This window comes from Brevibacillus centrosporus (assembly GCF_046622605.1).
GTDB classification, from domain to species: domain Bacteria; phylum Bacillota; class Bacilli; order Brevibacillales; family Brevibacillaceae; genus Brevibacillus; species Brevibacillus centrosporus.
The window spans coordinates 5,524,640-5,547,175 of the sequence record NZ_CP176856.1 but is presented as its reverse complement, the minus strand read 5'-3'; the positions used below and the strand labels follow the sequence as shown (position 1 = coordinate 5,547,175).

At 41.4% G+C, this 22,536-nt stretch carries 24 protein-coding genes and 4 pseudogenes; 14 read left to right on the top strand and 14 right to left on the bottom strand.

What is annotated here, in order from left to right:
* Positions 1–123: 123 nt before the first annotated feature.
* Together ACLIN2_RS27850 and ACLIN2_RS27845 are read left to right on the top strand one after the other, a co-directional pair.
* Positions 124–675, top strand: a complete 552-nt coding sequence (locus ACLIN2_RS27850; RefSeq protein ID WP_411502738.1) for a hypothetical protein — start codon at positions 124–126, stop codon at positions 673–675.
* A complete protein-coding gene (locus ACLIN2_RS27845) occupies positions 653–1,363 on the top strand; it encodes a hypothetical protein (RefSeq protein ID WP_092271733.1) in 711 nt (236 codons plus the stop codon). The genes ACLIN2_RS27850 and ACLIN2_RS27845 overlap by 23 nt, the downstream gene beginning before the upstream one ends.
* A gap of 346 nt (positions 1,364–1,709) precedes the next feature.
* On the opposite strand, the gene ACLIN2_RS27840 is transcribed toward ACLIN2_RS27845, so the two are convergent.
* The 3 genes from ACLIN2_RS27840 to ACLIN2_RS27830 all read right to left on the bottom strand — a co-directional run bounded on the left by ACLIN2_RS27840 (position 1,710) and on the right by ACLIN2_RS27830 (position 3,824).
* Entirely contained in the window at positions 1,710–2,462 is a 753-nt protein-coding gene (locus ACLIN2_RS27840) for a hypothetical protein (RefSeq protein ID WP_122960468.1), read from the bottom strand.
* Between the two features lie 127 nt (positions 2,463–2,589).
* Complete coding sequence (locus tag ACLIN2_RS27835) at positions 2,590–3,204, bottom strand: hypothetical protein (RefSeq protein WP_092271727.1); 615 nt, start codon at positions 3,202–3,204, stop codon at positions 2,590–2,592.
* Between the two features lie 14 nt (positions 3,205–3,218).
* The gene (locus ACLIN2_RS27830) at positions 3,219–3,824 is read right to left on the bottom strand and encodes a hypothetical protein (RefSeq protein ID WP_092271724.1); all 606 of its coding nucleotides are present in this window, start codon (positions 3,822–3,824) and stop codon (positions 3,219–3,221) included.
* A gap of 133 nt (positions 3,825–3,957) precedes the next feature.
* Between ACLIN2_RS27830 and ACLIN2_RS27825 the strand changes: the two are divergent.
* Positions 3,958–4,244, top strand: a pseudogene (locus ACLIN2_RS27825) (Tn3 family transposase); the annotation flags it as partial.
* Here ACLIN2_RS27825 and ACLIN2_RS27820 read toward each other — a convergent pair.
* Positions 4,224–4,778: pseudogene (locus tag ACLIN2_RS27820) on the bottom strand (Tn3 family transposase); the annotation flags it as partial. The pseudogenes ACLIN2_RS27825 and ACLIN2_RS27820 sit on opposite strands and share 21 nt — an antisense overlap.
* Before the next feature lie 74 nt (positions 4,779–4,852).
* Positions 4,853–4,963, bottom strand: a complete 111-nt coding sequence (locus ACLIN2_RS27815) for a hypothetical protein (RefSeq protein WP_373863384.1) — start codon at positions 4,961–4,963, stop codon at positions 4,853–4,855.
* 428 nt (positions 4,964–5,391) lie between these two features.
* Between ACLIN2_RS27815 and ACLIN2_RS27810 the strand changes: the two genes are divergently transcribed.
* Together ACLIN2_RS27810 and ACLIN2_RS27805 are read left to right on the top strand one after the other, a co-directional pair.
* Positions 5,392–6,204, top strand: a complete 813-nt coding sequence (locus ACLIN2_RS27810) for a hypothetical protein (RefSeq protein ID WP_092271721.1) — start codon at positions 5,392–5,394, stop codon at positions 6,202–6,204.
* Positions 6,205–6,274: 70 nt separating this feature from the next.
* Entirely contained in the window at positions 6,275–6,712 is a 438-nt protein-coding gene (locus ACLIN2_RS27805; protein WP_139228100.1) for a hypothetical protein, read from the top strand.
* Between the two features lie 579 nt (positions 6,713–7,291).
* Here the strand turns inward: ACLIN2_RS27805 and ACLIN2_RS27800 are convergent.
* Together ACLIN2_RS27800 and ACLIN2_RS27795 are read right to left on the bottom strand one after the other, a co-directional pair.
* Complete coding sequence (locus ACLIN2_RS27800; RefSeq protein WP_139228099.1) at positions 7,292–7,648, bottom strand: hypothetical protein; 357 nt, start codon at positions 7,646–7,648, stop codon at positions 7,292–7,294.
* A gap of 305 nt (positions 7,649–7,953) precedes the next feature.
* Positions 7,954–8,274 (bottom strand): annotated as a pseudogene (locus ACLIN2_RS27795) (toprim domain-containing protein); the annotation flags it as partial.
* A 385-nt stretch (positions 8,275–8,659) separates the two neighbouring features.
* On the opposite strand from ACLIN2_RS27795, the gene ACLIN2_RS27790 reads away from it, so the two are divergent.
* The 4 genes from ACLIN2_RS27790 (at position 8,660) to ACLIN2_RS27775 (ending at position 11,992) form a co-directional block, all read left to right on the top strand.
* Positions 8,660–8,923, top strand: a complete 264-nt coding sequence (locus ACLIN2_RS27790; protein WP_139228098.1) for a hypothetical protein — start codon at positions 8,660–8,662, stop codon at positions 8,921–8,923.
* 67 nt (positions 8,924–8,990) lie between these two features.
* Positions 8,991–9,263 carry a hypothetical protein gene (locus ACLIN2_RS27785; protein ID WP_411502737.1) on the top strand — a complete coding sequence of 91 codons (273 nt, stop codon included), beginning with the start codon at positions 8,991–8,993 and terminating at the stop codon, positions 9,261–9,263.
* A gap of 50 nt (positions 9,264–9,313) precedes the next feature.
* Positions 9,314–10,528, top strand: a complete 1,215-nt coding sequence (locus tag ACLIN2_RS27780) for an IS256 family transposase (protein ID WP_411502736.1) — start codon at positions 9,314–9,316, stop codon at positions 10,526–10,528.
* A gap of 633 nt (positions 10,529–11,161) precedes the next feature.
* A complete protein-coding gene (locus tag ACLIN2_RS27775) occupies positions 11,162–11,992 on the top strand; it encodes a M23 family metallopeptidase (protein ID WP_139228097.1) in 831 nt (276 codons plus the stop codon).
* A 478-nt stretch (positions 11,993–12,470) separates the two neighbouring features.
* On the opposite strand, the gene ACLIN2_RS27770 is transcribed toward ACLIN2_RS27775, so the two are convergent.
* Positions 12,471–13,013 (bottom strand): DUF4309 domain-containing protein, encoded by a 543-nt coding sequence (locus tag ACLIN2_RS27770; RefSeq protein WP_174769338.1) that lies wholly within the window; start codon positions 13,011–13,013, stop codon positions 12,471–12,473.
* A 296-nt stretch (positions 13,014–13,309) separates the two neighbouring features.
* Here ACLIN2_RS27770 and ACLIN2_RS27765 point away from each other — a divergent pair, with 296 nt between their 5' ends.
* Both ACLIN2_RS27765 and ACLIN2_RS27760 read left to right on the top strand, forming a co-directional pair.
* The gene (locus ACLIN2_RS27765) at positions 13,310–13,846 is read left to right on the top strand and encodes an RNA polymerase sigma factor (RefSeq protein WP_411502735.1); all 537 of its coding nucleotides are present in this window, start codon (positions 13,310–13,312) and stop codon (positions 13,844–13,846) included.
* On the top strand, positions 13,837–14,793 hold the full coding sequence (locus ACLIN2_RS27760; protein WP_411502734.1) for a hypothetical protein: 957 nt from the start codon (positions 13,837–13,839) through the stop codon (positions 14,791–14,793). Before ACLIN2_RS27765 ends, ACLIN2_RS27760 begins: the two co-directional genes overlap by 10 nt.
* Positions 14,794–14,966: 173 nt before the next feature.
* Here ACLIN2_RS27760 and ACLIN2_RS27755 read toward each other — a convergent pair whose 3' ends face one another.
* The 5 genes and pseudogenes from ACLIN2_RS27755 to ACLIN2_RS27735 form a co-directional block, all read right to left on the bottom strand.
* Positions 14,967–16,184 carry an IS256 family transposase gene (locus tag ACLIN2_RS27755; protein ID WP_411502676.1) on the bottom strand — a complete coding sequence of 406 codons (1,218 nt, stop codon included), beginning with the start codon at positions 16,182–16,184 and terminating at the stop codon, positions 14,967–14,969.
* A 210-nt stretch (positions 16,185–16,394) separates the two neighbouring features.
* Positions 16,395–16,955, bottom strand: a complete 561-nt coding sequence (locus tag ACLIN2_RS27750) for a hypothetical protein (RefSeq protein ID WP_092271694.1) — start codon at positions 16,953–16,955, stop codon at positions 16,395–16,397.
* Between the two features lie 28 nt (positions 16,956–16,983).
* Positions 16,984–17,394, bottom strand: coding sequence for a hypothetical protein (locus ACLIN2_RS27745; RefSeq protein ID WP_092271691.1), 411 nt, complete (start codon positions 17,392–17,394; stop codon positions 16,984–16,986).
* A gap of 470 nt (positions 17,395–17,864) precedes the next feature.
* Positions 17,865–18,182 (bottom strand): annotated as a pseudogene (locus ACLIN2_RS27740) (toprim domain-containing protein); the annotation flags it as partial.
* Between the two features lie 95 nt (positions 18,183–18,277).
* Positions 18,278–18,856: a hypothetical protein gene (locus ACLIN2_RS27735; protein WP_092271687.1), complete on the bottom strand. Its 579-nt coding sequence runs from the start codon at positions 18,854–18,856 to the stop codon at positions 18,278–18,280.
* A 325-nt stretch (positions 18,857–19,181) separates the two neighbouring features.
* Between ACLIN2_RS27735 and ACLIN2_RS27730 the strand changes: the two genes are divergently transcribed.
* Positions 19,182–19,634 carry a MarR family winged helix-turn-helix transcriptional regulator gene (locus ACLIN2_RS27730; protein WP_092271684.1) on the top strand — a complete coding sequence of 151 codons (453 nt, stop codon included), beginning with the start codon at positions 19,182–19,184 and terminating at the stop codon, positions 19,632–19,634.
* Between the two features lie 64 nt (positions 19,635–19,698).
* On the top strand, positions 19,699–20,988 hold the full coding sequence (locus tag ACLIN2_RS27725; RefSeq protein ID WP_411502733.1) for an MFS transporter: 1,290 nt from the start codon (positions 19,699–19,701) through the stop codon (positions 20,986–20,988).
* Between the two features lie 94 nt (positions 20,989–21,082).
* Here the strand turns inward: ACLIN2_RS27725 and ACLIN2_RS27720 are convergent, their stop codons facing one another.
* Positions 21,083–22,144, bottom strand: a complete 1,062-nt coding sequence (locus ACLIN2_RS27720) for an LLM class flavin-dependent oxidoreductase (RefSeq protein WP_092271678.1) — start codon at positions 22,142–22,144, stop codon at positions 21,083–21,085.
* 213 nt (positions 22,145–22,357) lie between these two features.
* Between ACLIN2_RS27720 and ACLIN2_RS27715 the strand changes: the two genes are divergently transcribed.
* Positions 22,358–22,495 carry a hypothetical protein gene (locus tag ACLIN2_RS27715; protein ID WP_170184531.1) on the top strand — a complete coding sequence of 46 codons (138 nt, stop codon included), beginning with the start codon at positions 22,358–22,360 and terminating at the stop codon, positions 22,493–22,495.
* Positions 22,496–22,536: the final 41 nt, after the last annotated feature.

The window sequence follows — 22,536 nt, the reverse complement described above, 5'->3', positions numbered from 1 at the left end:
TTCCTCCTATACCTTGATGTCTCAGCAACTTCAAGATACAGGAAAGAGGAGCTCAGGTGGTCAACTTTTTTATGAGCGATGTACCACTAGGTGGTCAAGAATTAGATTAGCATTCACACACGAATGGCTGGACATGAAGAAATAGATAGTCAGTATGGTTATTACGCACATGCGGAGCATTTCGCTCAATCCTACGTCTATCGATTAGCGCAAAAAAAACTAGAACATTCAAAAAGCCAAAGTATTAGTGGCAGTATTATAGGTTGGAAGAGATACGTGTACGACAAAGGGAAAGCCATTTCCGTTACCGATAGGGAAAATATTGTTGGGCGAATTCAATATGGAACTTGTATAGAAAACCAAGATGTGTTCCCTAACAACTGTATTGAGTTCTGTGAATATTGTCCGAATTTCATTTTTAATCCAGTCATCAATGAACGGGAACAAGCACTTCAATGGTTAGCAGATTCATCGAAGGTTTTAGAAGTTAAAATTCGTGAATCAATCGAATTAATGAAAGAGATTTCAACGAGTCTAGCTAACTCATTAAGAAATGCAAATAATGACGTCTTAAAAACAACTTCAAGGCAGTTATTATCCTATATGGATTTAAAGGCAACCATTGACTCTAAGCTAATGGAGGAATTGGCACATGGGCAAAAAAAGCAACGGTAATACAAGAGGAAAACCACAAGAGTGGACTGATGAGCAGCTTAAAGAACTAGCTTTAGAAGTGAAATATAAAAACAAGGGTATAAAGTTGACCCCCTCGCTTCTTCAAAAGGAAACGAACGTCGGTAGAAATACTTGGAGCCGTCGAATGAAGGACTTTATTGATGAACTAAACCAACCTGCCATGAGGTCTCACAACCTCGAGGACAATGATACAGTGTACCTACCAAGTATAGATCTCATCTTCCAAAAGCATGGTAAAGACAAACAGGCTTTAAAAAATGAATTGTTTAATATTGAACTTACAATTCTTAAACAACATAATGAGTTGAGGGAATATAAAGAAAAGGACAGACTCTATCAGGAGTCGTCAAAAACAATTCAAGCATTAAAAGAAGAAGTAATGAAGTATAAAATGAAAGCGAAGACTTATGAAGATTTATATAAGAAAATTGTGGCGTCTAGTTCCTTTCCGCACCTTTATAATGATTCCCCCATACTAAACGAACATGGAGTAAAGACCAACTTAATCCGGTTCAATAGGGATAGCAATAAAGATGTTCACTTTAATAAACTGGATTCACATTTCCCAGGTGTTTCCAAATGCGAACTTATCAATGAGGAGACCATGCAAAAGGAACAAAAACAAAAAGAGAATATGAATAAGTTACTTGGCGAATTTGAGATTTGAGATTTCTCTCGAGGGTGTTTATGGAAATTTAAAAGTGCAGACTTTGGCACTATACTTATACAATCGTGGCTTTAAGGGGTACTAGATTCCATTCCATATGTGAATCTTGGGGACGTACAAGGTAAAAATATAATAATTGGCTGGGGAGGAACCTTGCTGTTCCTCCCCAGCCAATTTTTTCTGTTAAACAACGCAATAACTTGCGGACAAGGTCAATTACTGGACATAGTGCAGCATCAGGAACAGTATCCTTAACGCAGGAAAATTGACCTTTTTTACGGAAAAAATAGTGTTTTACGTCACTTCGTTGGTGGGACCCCTGAATGAGCTAAATTCAACAAATTTATTAATTATAGAATCGCGGGTATTTAGTCGTGAGCTTTTCCGCATGGCTCATTATTATTTTTTTAGTCACGTCATTTCCATGTCCTTGTATAAATACATTCTCATCGGGCCAAAAAGAAACGATAAAACTAGAGTCGTCATGAAGTTGGAAACGCAAAAAATATTTTTCACTCCTAAACATTGAAGTTTTGTAAATGTCTTTAAATGGAACATATTCTAAATTCAGAAATTCATCAATGAATTTTTTCGTAGCTTCTTCTGGAAATTCGACTGAAGGGGAGTTTTCAATAGGGTACTCGATAGTGATCTTCTTTATTTTTCCGGATATATCGAAAATGTCCCCAATTTTTTTTGCATAGGGATTTTCCAATGCTTCGTACAAATCATCACCTACGAAGATCCGAAATTTTTCTGTATATCCTTTTACTTGATAGATGGGGGTTCCAATCTCTGCCCATGTTGCATCTCCATGTTTCCTTTTGTAACCTAGGCAAACATTCCCGTTCATTTTAAACAATACTTCTCCGATTTTCTTGCCACGTTCTAACCCTTTCGTATCTGATTCATAGTTCTTCAAATATTTGATGTTATTCCACATCAATTCAGGATCATACTCATCGACTAATAAGCCGCATTCACCAGTAAATTCATTGTATTTTGATAGTTCTTCCTGCGTTACAGCATGGTGGTAGGAATTAAAAGAGTTGCTATCCATCAAGAAGATTAGTATTAGGGGAATTAACATGAGTTTCATAAGGTCACCTCCATATACTGCTGATCTTTAGATGATACTAACTTCTCTATTGTTACATCTTTATTTACGTTCGCGAATTTATATTAAAAATCCGAATGGAATTATTCCCAATCGGATTTTCATTTAATCAATCTACCAATTTATATTTTTTTACCACCTGCTCTTTTAATCTTTTAAAATGCTCTACATTTCCACCAAAGTAATCGACCTCATTTAAATCTTTATAGTCGAAACTTCTCTTCACACTTTTGCCATTTCCCTGTACTTTATTATAGTATTTCCCTTGATACATGCCAGCAATCGCGTAACCCTTTTTGTTTTTAACTGGTTTTAAAAACAATGTGTAGGTTTCCTTCTCGTCCATAAGATTATATCCATCGATAGTTACAAAAACGTCATTTTCATCTAAATAGGCTGGCTCGTACACAACGATTTGATCCTTTTTATTTAGATCGCCTTTAAATACTTTTTTGATTTCGACTAGCGAATCTGATCGGAAAAGTCTTCCTTCTGTTATATTCGGATAAACGGTTTCACGATCTCCAGTAAAAGTTGCCTGAACAATTATTGGAGCATCCTTTTCAAGATCATTCAAATCATCATACTTTATAATCTCACCAGGGTAAGAAATTATTTTTTCCTCTTTACTAGCTTCAGCAGTTAAATCATTTGTTGATAAAACGATAAATCCAATAGCTAGGACTAATATAGTAGTAACCATCGGGATTTTATTCTTAATCATAATTATCGCCACCTTTAATACTTAAATTGTAAGTTGCTAATATCTAGAGAAGTTGGACTTGTAATTGTTGATTTTCCGCCTACCATTACAGAATCGACACCGACAGGTTGGTGAACTAAAGCATAAGCATGACCTATTTCATGTACGATGGTCTTGTGTCTGTTTGTTTGGTTATAACCTTTCAGATCCATATTATCTGGAAATAAAAATACCGCCGCAGTGTCCCATCTACTCTGATAGCGTGTCTTTTCACAAGTAGGTGTTCTAGACCAGTCGCAAGGAATCATAATTCCCGGTAACCCATCATACGTGCCATCATCTTGTGTATTGAGAATTATTAGTTCTGCTTCATCAGCCCAATCAACTTCTTGGAAGTCAAAGTCGACTCCTGGGATAGAAGAATAATCAGAAAATGCATCCTCAATATAATCTCCAAATTCGTTCCAAGCATCTGGTGTTACATAATACTTCAAGTTCTCTGTTACACTCAGAACTTTGTATCCTCCTCCACTATAAAATGCGTCACTATTTCTTAGTTCTCCAGCTGCAACTGCTATCGTACTTAAAGATAGAGTCAATGCGAGAAATGTACCAATAACAAAACGCCTTTTAAATCCCATAAAAAACCCTCCTTTTACATTTTTTACTATAATATCTCAATTCCATCAATAAAACTGTCGATTTATATCGAGTATACAGAACTATACATATGATATTTTCGACATGCGCTTACGGAAAACGCAAGGTAAACTCTTAGCACGAGCCATCCTCTTTGGCAAGTAAAGAGAGTTACGACATTGGGCGTTAAAAGATCGCTCCAACGCGCCAGTGCCCTAAACATTCTAATTAACGTTAACAGTGTTTGAAATACAGTGTTTCTGGCAAAAGCAGGGGCATCAAAAAGTGAGTGGTACGTTACGTGAAGTGCTTCTCCATCATATTTCCCCACTCGGATGGAACACATCTATTTCTTGGGCGAGTACAAGTTTAACCTAAATCAGCTAGGGGACCTACAGTCATTACGGCCACTTCGTATGTAAAACAGAAAGCCGGTATTCCTTAACAAAGGAAAAACCGGCTCTTTCACTATCGTGGGTCTGACGTCGTTTCGGTGGTGGGACCCTGGTATGAGTAATTAATCCGCGATGCAAAGCTTCACTCGATATGTAATCTAGAACAAATATGGTCCTTTCGAAACGTCCCATTTTACGCAACGCTGTGGCTAGTCGGTTTTGACGTGCAAAGGAACCGAGGTTCCGCATGATAAGTAAGGCGGACACTGTTCTGTTCCGGATGGAATGGGCCAAGCGTAGCACGTTATCATAATTTTCTTTAATGATCTTTGTATTGATTTGCCCGCGCAACTGGTTATCCAGCTTTTGCAAGTCGTTCCCTTTTCCAATAGTATATAGTTTGGAATCGGCCGATCACGCAGCTGTGGAGCAAAACGAAAGCCCAACAGGTGCGTCAAACCAAAAAACTTGATCCGTGTAACCTGCTGTATTAGTATAGAATTCCTCGATCATCAGATCTGTCTCATTATGTAAGCGTCCGTCAATGATGTGATCAGCATCACGTGAGTTCTTACTTAATTACCCCTGGAGTAAACGCTGGAGAACTGAACCCTTATGAATCGGTAAATCGTTGCTCATTTACCTGAGCAGTTATAAGGACTGGCATTAGCATGTAGGGCCACAACGTCAACTTGTACACGCATCCCGTCCAAGGAGGACGCGATTCCGTCTCCCCAGTAAGACAACAGTGCTAACTTATGATGGATATTGGCGAGTACATCCTGAACTTATTATTGCATCCTCGTAAAGCCGCCATTATGCAGCGTTGGTCATTTGATGATACGAAATACCTTTTGTGAAAAAACATGAGAAATATCTCAAAATGGCTGACACAACGACTTAGGGAAGTTCCGACTATAATTTGAAATCGGAATGTGGTGACTCTGGAGGATATAAACCCGGAACGTCAACTTGAAGACAGGCTGTGAGTTAAGGTTTTGTTCAAGTACTCATTATTTTAGGTACTTCTTCAAGTGTATTACCAATTTCTTTAAACGTTTGCCCCTGGCACCATTGGAATTTACATTAATTGCCAAAACAGTTCTTTCGCCCCTTTTTAATCACCAAATATTATAATATCATTCAAATGTAGTAAAAAAGAGGAGGGATCTTGATGTTGAAGAAACTTGTCCCATTCTTCTTGTCAGTCATAATTTCTTTAACTGGTGCTTCTGCATTTGCAGAATCTCCGAACTTTGGTGAAAATGGTGTCGCCGTAAAAGAAAATCCACCTGCCATTGAAGACATCGTACCAGAAGGATATGACTATGTTCAGTTGACAGATGAGGAAATCCAAAAGAACGCGAAAACCAAAAAAACTTATGACGAATTAAAGAAGCTTGAAAACCAAAAAACAAAAGTTGAAAAAATTGAGATCTTCCGGATATTCCCGAAAGATGGATCAAAACAGACAAGCCCCCTATATGATTCAGCTGCCGAATTTAGCACTGCTGCTACCTGTGATTATGGTAGTGGATATGATCACACAGCCCATGTGACAACTTCAAGCCAATACGATAACTACGCCGTGAGACAGTACTTAGATGCCTTTATGAACGTTTACAATGCTCCTCCTGGTAACGTTGGAAGCTTGTATAAATCCACTTCACTTACCACCTGGTGGACACGATCATCTACCGCCTACACAGTTAAAAACGCAAGAATAATTCTCGACATTTTCGGTACTAACTATTGCGGTAATTCTGTAAATATAAATACAGGAGCACCAAGCAACCCGTGGACACCTACTTGGAAAGACAATTCTACATCAAATTCATGGACATGGGCTACATCAACTGTTTCGGTAGAACCGGTGTACATCAATTCCCCAAGCTATATTCAACAAGTGGTTCTGTCCGATATCTACAAAAACGGAAGCAAAGTAAAAACAGACCAAAAAACAACAATCGATCCTTCAGGAATATAAGGATGGGGCATTTTGCCCCTTTTTTTATTTGATGTTGAGAAATAAAATTATAAGAAAAGGCGGTGACACCTTGAATAAAAAATGGCGGTACATTATCCTAATCGCAATTATTGTACTATTCGTTCTCATCTATAACTCTTTTGGAAAAGGAATCAAATTAACGGGTTCGTCAGAACATTGGACGGCGACCTTCAGCGCCCATGTAATAGACGAACGTTTACAGGTAAATGACTTGGAATTATCCTATCGAAAAGATGATATACCTATCTTGATTGAATCCATAGATGCACAATTATCAGGACAATTAGATCTACATAAGCAAATAACCTATCCCAACGCTTATAAATATGACAAAAAAATTTACACCATATCGTTTTCCCCTTCAATTGAGAAGAATCCACTACTGGATAATTTAAAGAATATGTTTGAGAACTCATCTGTCACTATCAATTGGAGTGACAAAAATGGAAAATTCTATTCGGAACGTATTGAGTTACAAACACAATGACTTCTTCAAAACTCCTATTTACGGTTTACAGGAATAGGAACATCAGCTGTACATGCAAACAGGGGTAGTACCAGTGCTGGTACTACCCCTGTTGATAGACTTTTCTTACTTTTCGTTGCTCCCGAATACGGGACGACCAATCGTATGAGGCGTCTGCCCTGATCCCCAAATAAAAATCGGAACTTCCCAAAATCGTTTTGGTTTCAGTGTTCGCGGTAATTACCATGCATTTTCATGCATTTGCGTTGCACTACGCTGATATTGTGCCAAAATTAGGGGCGAACAACAAAACTTAACTGGCTTTCCGGGGTCTGAAGGATAATCCATTTTATGTAAACAAGCGTCTGAATGTCCAAATTCGGGCGTTTTTCGCCGTTTTCAGCGATTAGCACAAAACAAGCAACCATCATTTGTCCGTCAGTGGTGGACAAACCGGCTTGCACACTAAATTTTACGAACTCATTGTAGCTCCAGAATGCTCCTCTTTGCGTAAGTTGAGAAACGGAGCTGTCCGCGCTAGTTGATTACGCAAAAGGCAAGGAGCAAAACATGATTAGCTTCCCCCAAATAGAGTTAAAGTTAAGGAAAGCTAGGGCCAGGATCGGCTAGTTGCCTCTGGACAGAAGCAGGCAAGCGATCCACGCTATAGCCGCGCACAACCAGGTCAAGCAGAGCAGAAGACATAGCCTGCCGTACGTAAGCAGTCAGATGAGCAATGCGCTCACGCTTGGTAGTACGGAGACAAGTCATGAGCGTCTGCTTGAGAATGAGCCAAGTATGAGTGGCAACTTCCTTCGCAGAGAGAGGATCCAGAGAGGCAGAAGCCCAACAAGATACAGTATCACGGTAAAGATCGCCAAGGTAGAGAGGGAGCGAAGCAGAGTAGGGCGCGATCAGATCCGCAGCAGAGCCAGGCAGAACAATGCCAACAGGCACAGCCCCACCCATCGCCACTTTAATGACAACTAGATGCTCTGGCTAAAGAAAGAAAAGAATATGATTCTCTCCGAATTATTCCCGATGGGGGACAAGATTGCTACAACAATTTTGCCAGAGATTGAGGAAACTGAACGGTTTGACCACCCCAATAGCGTTTCTTAATTGTACATAAAAGCCTTATTATGAATCATTTATGTACAAATATTTATTTAAGTGCATTTTTAATTGTGTTGTCTAACCTTAGATAAATAAAGGAGTGGGATAAATTTATTGTAGTGTACATAATTAATTTATAGAGATAAACCTGGATCTGTCGCGATGACGATCTCTTTCACGTCGTTTCGCCTCATTTGCTGTTTCACGCTGTGGAACTGCTTGTTGCTTTCCTTGATCACTACCAGCTTCAGTGGAGAAGGCATGATCGGCAAATCTTCTATTTTCCAGGAGCTGTAATGCTGCCCATACACCTCTGGATCAGCCAGAGTGACGAGATGCCCCAAGGCCCACGTCACGATATATTTATCGCCTTCCAAATAACCGTTTCCTTTTTTCTGACACTGCAGCACGCGCGCAATGTCCCGTCCTACAGAAGGCTTTTCAGCCAGCACCAGTGTTTTGCTCATGTCCAACACCCTTTCCCACCAACTCATAACCAATAGTACCACACTAACTAGAAATTGCTCGGGAGTGGGTAGAAGGGGATATGAGAGCATCAACGCTTTGTGCAAAAACAATTAGAACAATCAGAAGGATCTAAAATATGGAGCATAGCGGTTTTAACGGATGGATGAGATACGTGGACGACAGAGGTAAAACAGTTTCTGTTACCTAAAGAGATGATGTTGTTGTTGGGCAAATTCATTGTGGAACCTGTATAGAAAACCGGGTTGTGTTCCCTAACAACTGTATTAGGTTCTGTGAAAATTGTCCGAATTTCATTTTTAATCCTGCCATCAATGAACGGGAACAAGCAATCCAATGGTTAGCAGATTCATCGAAGTTTTAAAAGTGAAAATTCGTGAGTCCATCGAATTATTGAAAGAGATTTCAACGAGTCTGGCTAACTCATTAAGAAATGCAAATAATGATGTCTTAAAAACTTCAAGACAGTTATTATCCTATATGGATATAAAGGCAACCATTGACTTTAAGCTAATGGAGGAATCTGCATATGATCAAAAAAGCACCCGTTATACAAGAGGAAAACCACAAGAGTGGACTGATGAGCTGCTTAAAGAACTAACCTTAGAAGTGAAACATAAAAAAGAATAGTATAAAATTGACCCCTTCCCTTCTCCAAAAGGAAACTGAAGTCGGTAGAAATACTTAGAGTCGTCGAATGAAAGACTTTATTGACGAACTAAATCAACCTGTCATGAGATCTCATGAGCTTCGGGATAAAAATACAGTTTACCTTCCAAGTAAAGAGCTAATCCGCCAAAAGCACGGCAAAGACAAACAGGCTTTAAAAAACGAATTGCTGAATATGGAACTTACATTTCTTAAACAGTATAACGAGTTGAGGGAATATAAAGAAAAGGACAGACACTATCAGGAGTCATCAAAAAACAATTCAAGCGTTAAGAGAGAGTCTGTAAAATATTTTGTGTAAACTCTCAACCTCTAAACTACAATTAGGAGTAGAAAGGTTGGGAGATTTTTATGATGTCAAAAGAGCAGATCAAGCAGTGGATCAAAGAGAAAAACATGAAGTCAGTGGACGACGTACAGTCAGCGTTAAAGGATCTATTCGCAGACACGATCCAAGAAATGCTGGAAGCTGAAATCGAGTCCTCTCTTGGATACGCCAAGCATGACATGAAAAACAAGCGGACAACCAACAGCCGCAATGGGTATAGCAAGAAAACCGTCCGTTCTGAGTACGGGGATGTTGACATCCAAGTCCCTCGAGATCGAGAGGGTGATTTTGAGCCGAACATTGTAAAGAAACATCAATCCAATGTTACAGGGATCGAAGATCAAATTCTCGCCCTCTATGCCAAAGGCGTATCCACACGCGATATCCAAGACCATTTGCAACAGCTCTATGGCATCGAAGTCTCACCAACGCTCATATCCAATGTAACGAATAAGATTGTACCGATGATCAAAGAGTGGCAAAATCGCCCCTTGCAAGCGGTTTATGCTGTTGTTTTCCTTGACGCCATTCACTTTAAGGTAAAACAGGACGGAGCTATCGTCAATAAAGCCGCCTATATGGTAATTGGCATTGACCTTGACGGCCATAAAGATGTGCTCGGGATCTGGATTGGGGAGAATGAATCAGCAAAATTTTGGCTGCATGTACTCAATGAACTGAAAAATCGTGGAGTCCAGGATATTCTCATTACTAGCGTCGATAACCTTCGAGGCTTTACAGAAGCCATTTCAGCATGTTATCCGAAGACGGAGATTCAGAAATGTGTCATCCATCAAATCCGAAACTCCATCAAGTATGTTTCCTATAAGGATCTAAAAAAGATTACGTCCGAACTGAAACCCATCTATAAGGCTCCAACGGAGCAAGCTGCACTGGAAGAACTGGAGCAATTTGAACAAGCCTGGGGCAGTAAATATCCCTTGATGGTTCGTTCCTGGCGGAATAACTGGGATGAGATTGCGACTTTCTTTAAATATCCTCCAGAGATTCGAAAGCTGATCTATACAACCAACGTCATCGAGAGTTATCATCGACAGCTCCGAAAAGTGACAAAGGGAAAAGCCATGTTTCCCACAGACGATGCCCTTCTGAAGATGCTATATCTCGTGACCATGGATGTTCTGCGAAAGTGGACGGGACGCGTCCAGAACTGGGGGCAGATTCTCTTGCAGCTATCCGTTTTCTTTGAAGATCGAGTACAGCCGTACATTCGCTAACAAATGAAAGGCTTCATCCCCGAAGGGATTATCTTTCTCTCCACCAATGCGTCAAGGGTTCGCTTCGCCTTACGCCCTTGACTCTATTGGCTTCGAAAAAGAGGTCCCAATTAGGGGGATGAAACCTTTTCATATATCGGTTGATTGAGTTTACACAAAAATCTTGACAGACCCTTAAGAGATGAAGTAGTAAAGTATAAAAAGAAAGCACTACAAAAGTCAATTTTTTCAGAACAACAAAACGTATCAAAGATAAACGAGCCTCTTGTATCACTTCTAAGGCTCGTTTCGCATTTAGGAAGACCTTATTTGTCCCCCAAAATGATTTGACTTTTCCAAAGACAATCCATTGCAACAGTCTCACATAGAGAGGCCTATTATATTCACTTGTTTTATAAACCATGTGATCCTCTAATCTATGAAGAATTCATATGATCTTTGACACTATTCAGGGTATTACTGGATGCCCTTTCTAATAACGTCGAAAGTCGAGATATAACAGCCCCCTCGTCAGTTCCTTTTTGAAAAGGGAACTGGTTGTTTCTTGTTTTTATTCCTAATATTGTAAATTTTTACAAATATGATAGAATTAGGTTGTATAAAGTAAAAATTTGGAAAAGGGGTTGTGAAGAAGTGAAACGAGTTACACTTGGATTGTTTGCTGCTTTATTATCGCTTAGTGCTTCTAGTGCTGCGATCGCTCAAACTAAAAATGTAGATGAGGTTATTCCTATGTCTGATCCTGATGATCCTTATGGTTCTTTAGGATGGAGATGGCCAACAACCCTTTATACTATTACTGGAGATTATGGTGAAAGCCGCTCGGATGGACGACATAAAGGGATCGATATTGGAGTAAAACTTAAACCAGTCTATGCAGTTGCTGATGGTGAGGTAGTTGCGGTAGGAGAATATACTTCTGCTCCTATTAAATATGTAACAATCAAACATGATGATGAGGATCCAAATGGTAATAACCTCATTACTCGGTATCTTCATGTAAATGATTACTATGTTAGTAAGTATGAAAATGTTAGTAGAGGCGAAGAAATCGCAGAATCAGGTAATACAGGGGCGCCTGGAGAGGAAGAGGACAGAGGATATCACCTACACTTTGATGTAAACAATGAAAATACTAAAACTCCGTCCTACTCAGATACAATTAATCCAGAATTTTTTTGGCCAAATGTATTGAATTTTGCTACATTAACAGCTGAAAGTGATCATGATCATTTCGATAAAAACATTGATAATCCTGAGTATTACATCGATCAGATTTTGATAGACCATGTTGGCCAAGATAAGTTCTACGAGTGGATGAACAATAATGAGCCAGACGACAGAACATTGACTAATTTTAAAAAGCACTTTAATGTAACGGACAAGGATATTAAAAAAATTGACAAAGAGGCAAAAGAAAAAGCAAAGGAGAAGAACAAAAAGAAAAAATTGAAAAACAAATAATTGATCTGAGGGGGTAAATCACCCTTATATGATATAACGTTCGGTATACGACGTTGATTTTGTCTACAACGACATCAAATTATACCACTACGATTCTAAGTCCTTGATTTTACCAGTACGCAATACCAAAGGCATAGGATGCTGCTGGTGTCTGAAGACCTCCTTACATGGCCAACGACTATACTAATAAGGAATCCCCTTCAGGGAAAGCAGGCAGGGCGAGCTACTGCCTGTTCACATGAAGGGGATTTTTCAGTCGTGCTGGGAAAAGAACTATTCTTCTTCCCCTTTTTCTTTATTATCCGTAACCGCCTTGGCAGTTTAAGTCTAATGCCTCTCCCTTTTCCGTGATGCTTCACATACGGAATGTCGACGTCGTTAGGTTCTTTGCCCAGTGTTGGTGCACATTGCGAATATCGGGCTTGTGTGATCAGTTTGTCATCCAATTGGTTGAAATCTGGAAGGTCGTGTTGTACAGTTATTTGATTTGCAAAGTTATATATTTTACAGGACTATTAGAGGTATCAAAGGTTATCTTAAATAAATAGTCACTCACAGAATACTCCAAAATGAAAGTGTTATCACCAGTATCATCTTGTATCTCCCGTGAAGGGATTCCCAGGATTCCCTTAATTTCATCAGGTGATCCGGTAAGACCGACAGTCTTTGGGTCAGCATTCATAAGTACAACTTTACTAGTTTCTTTTACCTGATCAATTGAATCAGCATAATCCTCAAATTCTAGACTAAAACCATCATAATAAAAAGTAAATCCATATTCAGAGTTCCCCGAGCGAATTGGATCCCCATATTTATCTAATACCTCTTTTTTCGTTGCTCCTAAATTGATTGAGATACCTTCTAATTCACCATTTTTCACCTTATCCAAAATACTAGATTTAACAGGAGTGGTTAAGCTATCTTCCGAGTTTATCGTGCAGCCAAATAACACCGCTACACATAACATACCCATAAAAAAAATGATCCTGTACTTTCTAATCAATGTAATCACCCTTTCCATTCTAGGGATGATTTTACCATTTTTTGGTCAATTTTCAATTAAATAACTTAAATAGGGATTTTAGAACCATATTTAGCGACTGAGTAGCCATCTCAATATCCCCTCGTATGCTTGTACTTTGGTAAAATACACCCATCCGCCAAATGTACAAATTCCCTGCATAAAATTGGAATTACATGGCTGAATTTTTATCCCCATTCAGGGACTCCAAATGTTTTCTAATTATATCTGTAAGAAATATTTAATTGCTGTATCTAAATTATAGAGAGGAGGAGAGAACACTGAAGGAAAATGAAATGATACCCGGCATGACGCTGTTAAACGAAACAATGGACTCGTCATTCGAACATCTAATGCAAGCACATCTTTACAAAGTGTATAGGCTATGTTACTGGTTAGTCAAAGATCGAACAGCTGCAGAGGATATTACACAAGAAGTGTTTTTGAGGGCATACAAGCATCTCTCAACTTTTCGAGGAGACAGCCGAATAGAGACCTGGTTATATCGAATTGCTGTAAATGAGTCTAAACGATACGTACGTTCATGGTTGTTTCGTAACATATTCTATTTCGCTCAGCCAGTGGACAAAGGAATTATTGATACTGAATCGCAAGTTATCCGAAAAGACGAACTTGCTAATTTAGCTTTACTAATTGATAAACTCCCTTTTCGACATAGGCAGATACTCATCCTCCATTATTATGAAGAGTTGAGTATTGAGACCATTAGTGAAATTCTCGGTATTTCGACAGGAGCTGTATATACACGATTGCATCGGGCGCGCGAACAAATAAAAACCTTGATAAGTAAGGAGGGAGAAATATGGATGTAGAGGACATGTTACGAAAACTTGGAAAGACTAGTCAACTGAATTTCGAAAATGACAGGGTACATGTTAAGGAGGTAGAAGAAAGAATCAATTTACGGATTAAACGTAAGGGGTCAAAATTGTTTAAGTTACCCATTCCTGCGATAGTCACTTTACTTGCTATCACCATCATAATACCAAGTTGGATGGGTTGGAATATCAGCCAGCAAAAAGGTATGAATTCTGTAACAATGCATTCCAACCTATCAATTGAAAATAATGATGCAGTTAATAACATTATCAAGATACTGCACGAATATTCTGATATAGAAGTTAATGATATAAGTAATTCTCAACTTACGAATGTTTTCTTGAGTGTAGAGAAAGTCGTTCAATTGAAGACGAACAAAGGACAAATTGATGTAGCCATATTCCCGGAAAGTGTTGATGTAGAGAGTGTAAAATTGGTTGAGGATTTTAGTGTGCCTGGGAATGTAACTTATACCTTTACAGGATTGGATATAAAGGAAGAATCTACACCACTGAAAGCTTCCGGGCCAAATTATCTGTTTAAGAAGAATCATACGTTATTCCTTACAAACAACAGTGCAATAGTAAAAAAACTGCATGATGTATATTATTTGATCGAAGTTCATGATGAAATATTTCATAGCTTCGGTCTCAATAAAGACGATTATCAGTATTATCGTCCACAAAATAACTCAAAACAAGAATTCGTTGAATCCGAAAATAATTTAGAAAAGCTTTCCTTAGAATCAATGAAAATCATTAGAAGTAAACTGAAGAAGGGGGACTTAATGCCAGCGATTTTTGTCAACAAAGTGGGAACAGAAGCAATTGTAATTTACAAGTCTTCAGATAAAACAAATCATATGTATAAATTTACATTTGAATCAACTAGTGAAAAGTGGATACTTAAAGATAATTTAAGCGTTCAGGGGGGAATGTAAATTATTTTGTGTAAATGGGTTTTTAAGAAATGAATAGCTACATCAAAGGCTTTACATGGAGGGGCGGGCATGATAGGCTGGTTCGCCGTGCGATGCATGTCTTTACAAGAATCGCCCGATCGCAAGATCTCATGCCCGCAGAGGCTCCATGTCAAGCCGGCTCAACAGTTGGATTAGGCGGACAGCTCCGCTTGCAATCGGTCTCCAAAATGGATGGCAAGCTGCGATATACATTCTTTCCAACTCCTGACTGGCATAGTCCACTTCTTCGAAGCCTCAATAGTTGCAAGATAGATGATCTTTCGTAGGGCATCGTCAGATGGATAGGCAGTTTTCGTTTTTGTTACCTTGCGGAGTTGACGGTGATATCCCTCAATAACATTCGTGGTGTAGATCATCTTGCGAATCTCTGGAGGATAGTTAAAATAAGCGGTCAACTCAATCCAGTTATTTTCCCAGGAACGTATAATAATAGGATACTTCTTCTCCCATCTGTCTTTAAAAGTAGAGAAGGCAACCTCGGCTTCTTCTAATGTAAGAGCTTGATAGACTTTCTTTAAGTCTGCCAAGACTAGCTTTTCTTCTTTGAAGGGGACATATTTCATGGAATTCCGTATCTGGTGGATGACGCATAGCTGAATCTGAGTTCTCGGGAATGCAGCATGAATTGCCTCTGAAAACCCTGAAAGTCCGTCCTTACAAGCAATCAGGATATCTTCTACCCCGCGACTTTTCAACTCCGTACACACATTTAGCCAAAAGCTAGCACTCTCGTGCTCACCAATCCATATACCCAAAATGTCCTTATGTCCAGACATGGTAATACCTAGAACGCTGTATGCTGCTTTATTGATGATCCGATTATCTTGGCGAACTTTAAAGTGGATAGCATCAAGAAATACAATGGGGTAAACGCGGTCAAGCGGTCTGCATTGCCATTCCGCTACCATTGGCATGATCTTATCCGTTACTTTACTGACCATCGCCGCTGACACCTCGATCCCATATAAATCCTTCATGTGCTCCTCGATGTCTCGCGTAGACATTCCTTTCGCATAGAGAGCAATGATTTGCTCTTCTAAACCATTTACGGTAGTCTCGTGTTTTTTCACAATATGAGGTTCAAATTCGCCGTTGCGATCACGAGGCACACGAAGTTCGGTGTTGCCAAACTTCGTTTTCACCGTCTTTTTGCTGTAGCCATTTCGACTATTGCCAGTATGGTCGCCGTCGGAACTATGCTTGTTGTAGCCTAAGTGATCATCCATTTCAGCTTCAAACAACTGCTGGATTGTGTCACGAAACAGGTCCTTCAGCATCACATGGACATCCTCGATGGTGCGGCAATCCTTTGCTAATTCTTTGATCGTAAGATCCCTTTTGTCTTGCATAAATGATCATCTCCTTAATGGCAAGTTTAACCATTTACACAAAACTTTTTACGCTCTCGTTCAGGGGGTAAAAAGCATTCCCACAAATTAGTGGAATACCTCCTTGAAAAACTCTCGTCATATCAGATCCTTTTCCTGCTTGATTTAAATAGAAAAAATACAGTCGGGTTCTCCCAACTGTATTTTTTTTGCACACAGATTGACAAAATGCTACTTGTCAATATTCTCTTTAACAAACTCTTTAAGCTTCTTTAGCTTGAGTTTTTCTACTTTTTTCCCTTTCTTTTCAGCACTTTTATCTAATTCCCATTTCCCCTTGGAAGCCGGTTTGAACCAGTAAATATGATTCTCACCAGTATCCCCCTCTTTAAAGGTAACAAATGCATCAGATCCATCATTCTTGATAAAAATACCAGGTTGGAAATCACCAGCTTTGATATCTTTCATGGCTGTTTTAAATATAGCCTTTTTAAGGGAGAGAACCGTTTTCTGATCGATTCCCTCCTGTTCTGTTGGTATAGCATGAATGCTATGGTATGTATAATCTGAAAGATTAACACCAAAACTATCAGTCGAATCTTCATAAGTATCGAACAATTTATCTTTGACCGATTTGTCTACATATTCCTTCCATGCTTTTTCTTCTTTTGTTTTAGCAACAAACTTATCAGTGCTTGCTTCAGTATGTCCTGATCCATTAAATACTACTAGCAATGCTAGTACACTTGTTATCATAATTCCTTTTACTTTCATAATTCCTTTTACTTTCATTATTTACACCCTCCGATTTCTCAATAGATTAAATGCCAGGATGTGTTTCTCCATCATAGTCCTCATCGGAATCTATCTCTTCACCATCTTCATAGAGATAACCATAAACAGACAAGTCCCACGTTATACTATCGCCTTCACGATCACTTCTGAAACTTAATGTAACAGGACTGGATCCTTCACGAGATTCATCAGAATCTATTACTTCTCCATCTCTTGTAAAAACGGAGTAGTTTTCAAGTGCTTGCGATCCAGTATTCGAACCTGATGAAGATACCTTCCCTGTGCCTTTTGCATAATAATATGAGGCGTAGTCAGTAAAAGTAACTGTTGCGTAAGCACTTACACTTGACCATGCAAAAGCCGGAGTAGCATAAGCAATTAATGCTGTAGCAACAAAAACCGGAATACCTAGTTTTTTAAGTAATGTCTTCTTCAAGTTGATTCCTCCCATATTAAGATTCTTACAAATATTACAATAAACTACATATTTTTACATGTAAATAAATTACAATTATATTTATTAGCTCTACACAGTTAAACTTGCTTAATCAGGACACAAGACTATTAACAAATCGCAGCAGTCGTTGAATATAGATATGACCATTCAGGGCATCTATAATCTTTTCAGATAATAGATGCCCTGAATGGTCAAACAAAAAGTGAAAGTGATCTTGCGAAGAGTCAGTGAGTCGTTTCGTCTTGTCGAGCGCCCAAGCTGAGAGCAACTTTCTCGGAAGGGCAGGTGAAATTTTAGCGCTTCTAAATTGCACATAAAGGAGCTTATAATCTATCATTTATGTACACCAATTAATTATGTGCATTTTGAACAGTGTTGTCTAACCTTAGAAAAATTCAGGTATAGGATAATTTTTTGTAGTGCACATTATTAATTTATAGGGATATAGCTGCATCTGTCGCGATGACGATCTCTTTCACGTCGTTTCGCCTCATTTGCTGCTTCACGCTGTGGAACTGCTTGTTGCTTTCCTTGATCACTACCAGCTTCAGTGGAGAAGGCATGATCGGCAAATCTTCTATTTTCCAGGAGCTGTATTGCTGTCCATACACCTCTGGATCAGCCAGAGTGACGAGATGCCCCAAAGCCCACGTCACGATATATTTATCGCCTTCCAAATAGCCGTTTCCTTTTTTCTGACACTGCAGCACGCGCGCAATGTCTCGTCCTACAGAAGGCTTTTCAGCCAGCACCAGTGTTTTGCTCATGTCCAACACCCTTTCCCACCAACTCATAACCAATAGTACCAAAAATACATGGGAAAGGTTAAAAACAACGAAAAAACGCAGTCCCTGGTGAGAGACTACGTTTTCGGCTTCCGTTTTCGATTGGCCATGCTGATTGTCTTGCGCGCCGTAGAAAACAGGATCGGCGTTTGGTTGATTCTATTCCGAAGCACATCTCGAAAGACAAACGCGGCTACCTGATTGAAATTGTTGAACAGGTCGGAAAGATCATCGTTGAAAAACTGGATGACTTGCGCCTTGAATACGGGGTACACGGCCGTAAAGCTGATGGATGCGCGCACTACTGCGAAGTTGAACAGACGATTCGTTCGGAACGCGGTTTGGTAGAGTGCCACAATTTCACGAGGGGTCAATGCTCGTGTGATGGGCTGTACGCGATTCCCCTCGCTGGTGACAACTCTCACCTGTATCCGTAAGTTTCCGATTTGTTTGGTCGCTATGATCAGCGTTGCGAGCGCCCGTGCTTTTTGCATGCCTTGAACACGTATCGTGATGAGAAAGTCCCCACCTGCCAGTTGACGCAGTGGCTCTACTTGAACCAACGGGTCATTGCCGATCGAGAATTTGATTTCGTTAAAGTACGTAAATTCAGGCGGCGATAAACGGATTTGAGCTCTTCTGCGATGATTCGCCATGTGTTACCTACCTCTTTCTCAGACAACTTCTTGTGTTGTTCTATCCTATTGAGAGAAAGACAGGTTTGTAACTGTACATGCCTACCGACAACGCCCTTTTTCTGACAAGCACGCGATTGCCTCGTGCAAAATCACTCGAGATTCAGCTGAAGCTTACGCGTATTTTGATCCCTTCCAGTCCAGTCGCTGCGCCAAACGTGCTGCAAAAAACTTTCTTCCCATAAAATGTAATTTTTCTAATTGACAGATTGGATCTTCCCGCTTACTGTTTGTTGTACATACAAAATAGAAATTCATCAAGCCTACCCCACGTGGAGGAAAGAAGATGACCCAACCTATGAATCAAAAGCCTGAAAAAGACGAGGCTTTTCTGCAAGACTGCCTGTACTTTACCACCAACCGTCTGAGTCGGGCGATTACGCGTATGGCCGACGAGGCGTTTGCCACCACCGGATTAGCACCAGCTTACGGGTATCTCATTCGTCTCGTGATTGGTTCCCCGGGCATTACCCAAAAGGAGCTTTCTGAAAAGCTGTCTATTACGCCTTCCACGCTGACTCGTTTCGTCGATAAGCTTGAGACCAAACATCTCGTGGAGCGTAAAGTTCACGGAAAGACCGTCATGGTATATCCGACCGAAAAGGGCATCGAGCTTGGACCGACGCTTCGCCAGGCTTCCAAAAGGCTGAAGCAGAACTACGAGGAGATCCTTGGAAAAGAACTCAGCGATCAGCTAACGGAGTACTTGACGTCGTCCAGCAAGCAGCTGGAAAAATAACCAGCTGTTATGCCTTCAACAAATTTGTATGTACAAACAAAATAATAAAGCGTGGGGTGTATGTATGGATTCTCTCAATGCGCAAAACGGCTTCAAGCCAAAATCCCGCTTGTACTACGGCTGGATCATTGTCCTCTTGACCTTCGTCACTCTTCTGGTCTCTGCCGGGATTCGCTCGCTGCCGAGTATTTTGCTCGTCCCCTTCCAGGATGAGTTTGGCTGGAGCAGAGGCAGCATCTCCAGCGTTCTCTCGATGGGGATCTTTCTGTACGGCTTGGTAGGGCCCTTCTCTGCTGCTTTGCTTTTGCGCTTCGGCGTTCGCAAGGTCGTCGTCTTATCCCTTGCCGTGCTGGCCATCAGCTTGGCCGCTACTCCCTTCATGACCGCTCTGTGGCAATTCCAGCTGTTATGGGGCCTCGTCTCCGGTCTTGCAACGGGAATGATGGCAAACGTACTGGGGGTAACGGTCAGCAATCTATGGTTCGTCAAAAGCAAAGGGCTGGTCGTAGGCCTGCTAACTGCTAGTGCCGCTACCGGTCAGCTGATCTTTTTGCCGCTGATGGCAAAGCTGACGACCGACCTGGGCTGGAGATATGCCATCTTTACGGCTGTTGCCGTCCTGATTCTCGTCTTGGTAATTGTCGCGGTCTGGATGCGGAACCATCCATCCGATGTAGACGCTGCTCCTTATGGAACCGATGAAGTCGTCCCTCCTACACCTTTTACCGGGAATATCTTTCTGGCCCCGCTGCAAAATTTGCGCTATGCGATGAAGAATTCGACCTTTTGGCTGCTCTCGGGAACCTTCTTCTTCTGCGGTTTTTCCACCAATGGCCTTATCGGTACTCATCTTATCGCCGCCTGTGGAGATTTTGGTCTACCGGAAGTAACCGCTGCTGGCTTGCTCGCCATGATGGGCTTGTTCGATCTCGTCGGCACAACGATCTCTGGCTGGTTGTCCGATCGTTTTGACAACCGCTGGCTGCTTTTCTGGTACTACGGACTGCGCGGCTTGTCCTTGCTGTTCCTGCCGTATGCGCTCGATTCCACGCCTACGATGCTCATCATCTTCTCGGTATTTTACGGCTTGGACTGGATCGCGACAGTACCGCCGACTGCCAAGCTCTCCAGCCAAGTATTTGGCAAAGAGAGGTCTGGAATGATCTTTGGCTGGATCGTCGTTGCCCATCAGGTAGGGGCTTCTGCCGCCGCCTATGGAGCGGGTGTCATGCGCGACTGGCTCGGTACGTACTCCCAAGCCTTTATGATCGCGGGCTTTGTCTGCTTCTTCGCTTCGCTCATGGCAGTCAAGATCAAGAAGCAAGTAAATGCCAAAACGGCTGCTGCTATTTAATCATAAGCTTACACACAAAAAACGGTGCCTTGCGAAACGCTCGCGTTGGCACCGTTTTTATATGAAGAATGACCTCTTTCATGCCCTCTTTCGATCAGCTATCCTGTTTCTGCTCCGCTTCCCATTCGGCGACTTCCTCACGTACTCGCGGCGCCACCTCTGTTCCCAGCAGGTGAATGGCATTCATGACATCCTCATGTGGCATCGTGCCTACAGGTACGTGCAGCATAAAACGGGTAATGCCGACCTTTTTTCGCAGATGAATGATTTTTTGCGCGACCGTCTCCGGATCACCTACGTACAAAGCACCTTCAAAGCTGCGTGCCGCATCAAAGGTGGCTCGATCGTAATGTCCCCAGCCACGCTCTTTACCAAGAACATTCATCGCTTGCTGGGTGGATGGAAAGAACTTGTCCGCTGCCGTCTCGTTATCCTTTGCAATAAACCCATGGGAGTGAGAAGCGACAGTGAGCTTGGACGGGTCATGACCGGCCTGCGCTGCCGCCCTCTTGTACAGATCCACGATTGGGGCGAATTGGACTGGACGCCCCCCGATAATCGCGAGAACAAACGGCAATCCCAACAGCCCCGCGCGAATGGCTGACTGGGCATTTCCTCCGCTGCCGATCCAGACCGGCAAAGGATTTTGGACTGGTCGCGGATAGACACCGAGATTGTGAATCGCAGGCCGATGACCGCCTCTCCAGGTCACCTTCTCGGACTGGCGAATTTTCAACAGCAGCTCCAGTTTTTCATCGAACAGCTCGTCGTAATCGTTCAGGTCGTACCCGAACAGGGGAAAGGACTCAATAAAAGACCCCCGACCAGCCATGATCTCCGCGCGCCCATTTGAAAGTGCGTCCAGCGTTGCAAAATCTTGAAACACACGAACGGGATCAGCAGATGACAGCACAGTCACTGCACTCGTAAGTCGGATCCGCTTGGTCTGAGGGGCAGCTGCTGCCAGCACAACCGCTGGAGAAGACGCCGCATAATCCTTGCGATGATGCTCCCCTACCCCAAAGACATCCAGTCCGACCTGATCCGCAAGAACGATCTCCTCCACGACATCGCGCAAACGCTGCGCATGGCTTATCACGACACCGGTCTTGGGGTCCGGTGTTGTTTCTACAAAAGTACTTAGCCCGATTTCCACTCGCGATTCCTCCTTTTCCATAGCTTGCTCTGGTTGATTTCAGAGCAATCGCATCTGTACCATCGCAATATCTCTATTTTGAGACATTATCATCTTAATTTCAAGATGTTTTATCCCGATGCCTCGTATGCCAATGATCGAATAAAGGATTTCCTGATCGTCCTGTTGTTTGTCAGCGTGCTCCAGTTTTTACGCTGGTTGAAGTCAAGGACGATGGCAAAGGAATGGATCAAGATACGATGCTTCACCGTGAAAGGGAAAAGCGGGATTGGGGTAGCAAATACGCACCGGCGTTTGACCCAGCTGTACGGTCAGGGCCTTTCCATTGCAAGCAGGCCGGATGAAGGATGAGCAGTAAAAAGTCCCTAACACGAAACCGTTAGGGACTTTTG

What these genes read in the sequence shown, in the direction of transcription:
- ACLIN2_RS27850 (WP_411502738.1), top strand. Translation starts at nt 124, where the DNA reads ATGGCTGGACATGAAGAAATAGATAGTCAGTATGGTTATTACGCACAT.
- ACLIN2_RS27845 (WP_092271733.1), top strand. Translation starts at nt 653, where the DNA reads ATGGGCAAAAAAAGCAACGGTAATACAAGAGGAAAACCACAAGAGTGG.
- ACLIN2_RS27840 (WP_122960468.1), bottom strand. Translation starts at nt 2,462, where the DNA reads ATGAAACTCATGTTAATTCCCCTAATACTAATCTTCTTGATGGATAGC.
- ACLIN2_RS27835 (WP_092271727.1), bottom strand. Translation starts at nt 3,204, where the DNA reads ATGATTAAGAATAAAATCCCGATGGTTACTACTATATTAGTCCTAGCT.
- ACLIN2_RS27830 (WP_092271724.1), bottom strand. Translation starts at nt 3,824, where the DNA reads ATGGGATTTAAAAGGCGTTTTGTTATTGGTACATTTCTCGCATTGACT.
- ACLIN2_RS27810 (WP_092271721.1), top strand. Translation starts at nt 5,392, where the DNA reads ATGTTGAAGAAACTTGTCCCATTCTTCTTGTCAGTCATAATTTCTTTA.
- ACLIN2_RS27785 (WP_411502737.1), top strand. Translation starts at nt 8,991, where the DNA reads ATGAAAGACTTTATTGACGAACTAAATCAACCTGTCATGAGATCTCAT.
- ACLIN2_RS27780 (WP_411502736.1), top strand. Translation starts at nt 9,314, where the DNA reads ATGATGTCAAAAGAGCAGATCAAGCAGTGGATCAAAGAGAAAAACATG.
- ACLIN2_RS27770 (WP_174769338.1), bottom strand. Translation starts at nt 13,013, where the DNA reads ATGGAAAGGGTGATTACATTGATTAGAAAGTACAGGATCATTTTTTTT.
- ACLIN2_RS27765 (WP_411502735.1), top strand. Translation starts at nt 13,310, where the DNA reads ATGATACCCGGCATGACGCTGTTAAACGAAACAATGGACTCGTCATTC.
- ACLIN2_RS27760 (WP_411502734.1), top strand. Translation starts at nt 13,837, where the DNA reads ATGGATGTAGAGGACATGTTACGAAAACTTGGAAAGACTAGTCAACTG.
- ACLIN2_RS27755 (WP_411502676.1), bottom strand. Translation starts at nt 16,184, where the DNA reads ATGCAAGACAAAAGGGATCTTACGATCAAAGAATTAGCAAAGGATTGC.
- ACLIN2_RS27750 (WP_092271694.1), bottom strand. Translation starts at nt 16,955, where the DNA reads ATGAAAGTAAAAGGAATTATGAAAGTAAAAGGAATTATGATAACAAGT.
- ACLIN2_RS27735 (WP_092271687.1), bottom strand. Translation starts at nt 18,856, where the DNA reads ATGGCGAATCATCGCAGAAGAGCTCAAATCCGTTTATCGCCGCCTGAA.
- ACLIN2_RS27730 (WP_092271684.1), top strand. Translation starts at nt 19,182, where the DNA reads ATGACCCAACCTATGAATCAAAAGCCTGAAAAAGACGAGGCTTTTCTG.
- ACLIN2_RS27725 (WP_411502733.1), top strand. Translation starts at nt 19,699, where the DNA reads ATGGATTCTCTCAATGCGCAAAACGGCTTCAAGCCAAAATCCCGCTTG.
- ACLIN2_RS27715 (WP_170184531.1), top strand. Translation starts at nt 22,358, where the DNA reads ATGGCAAAGGAATGGATCAAGATACGATGCTTCACCGTGAAAGGGAAA.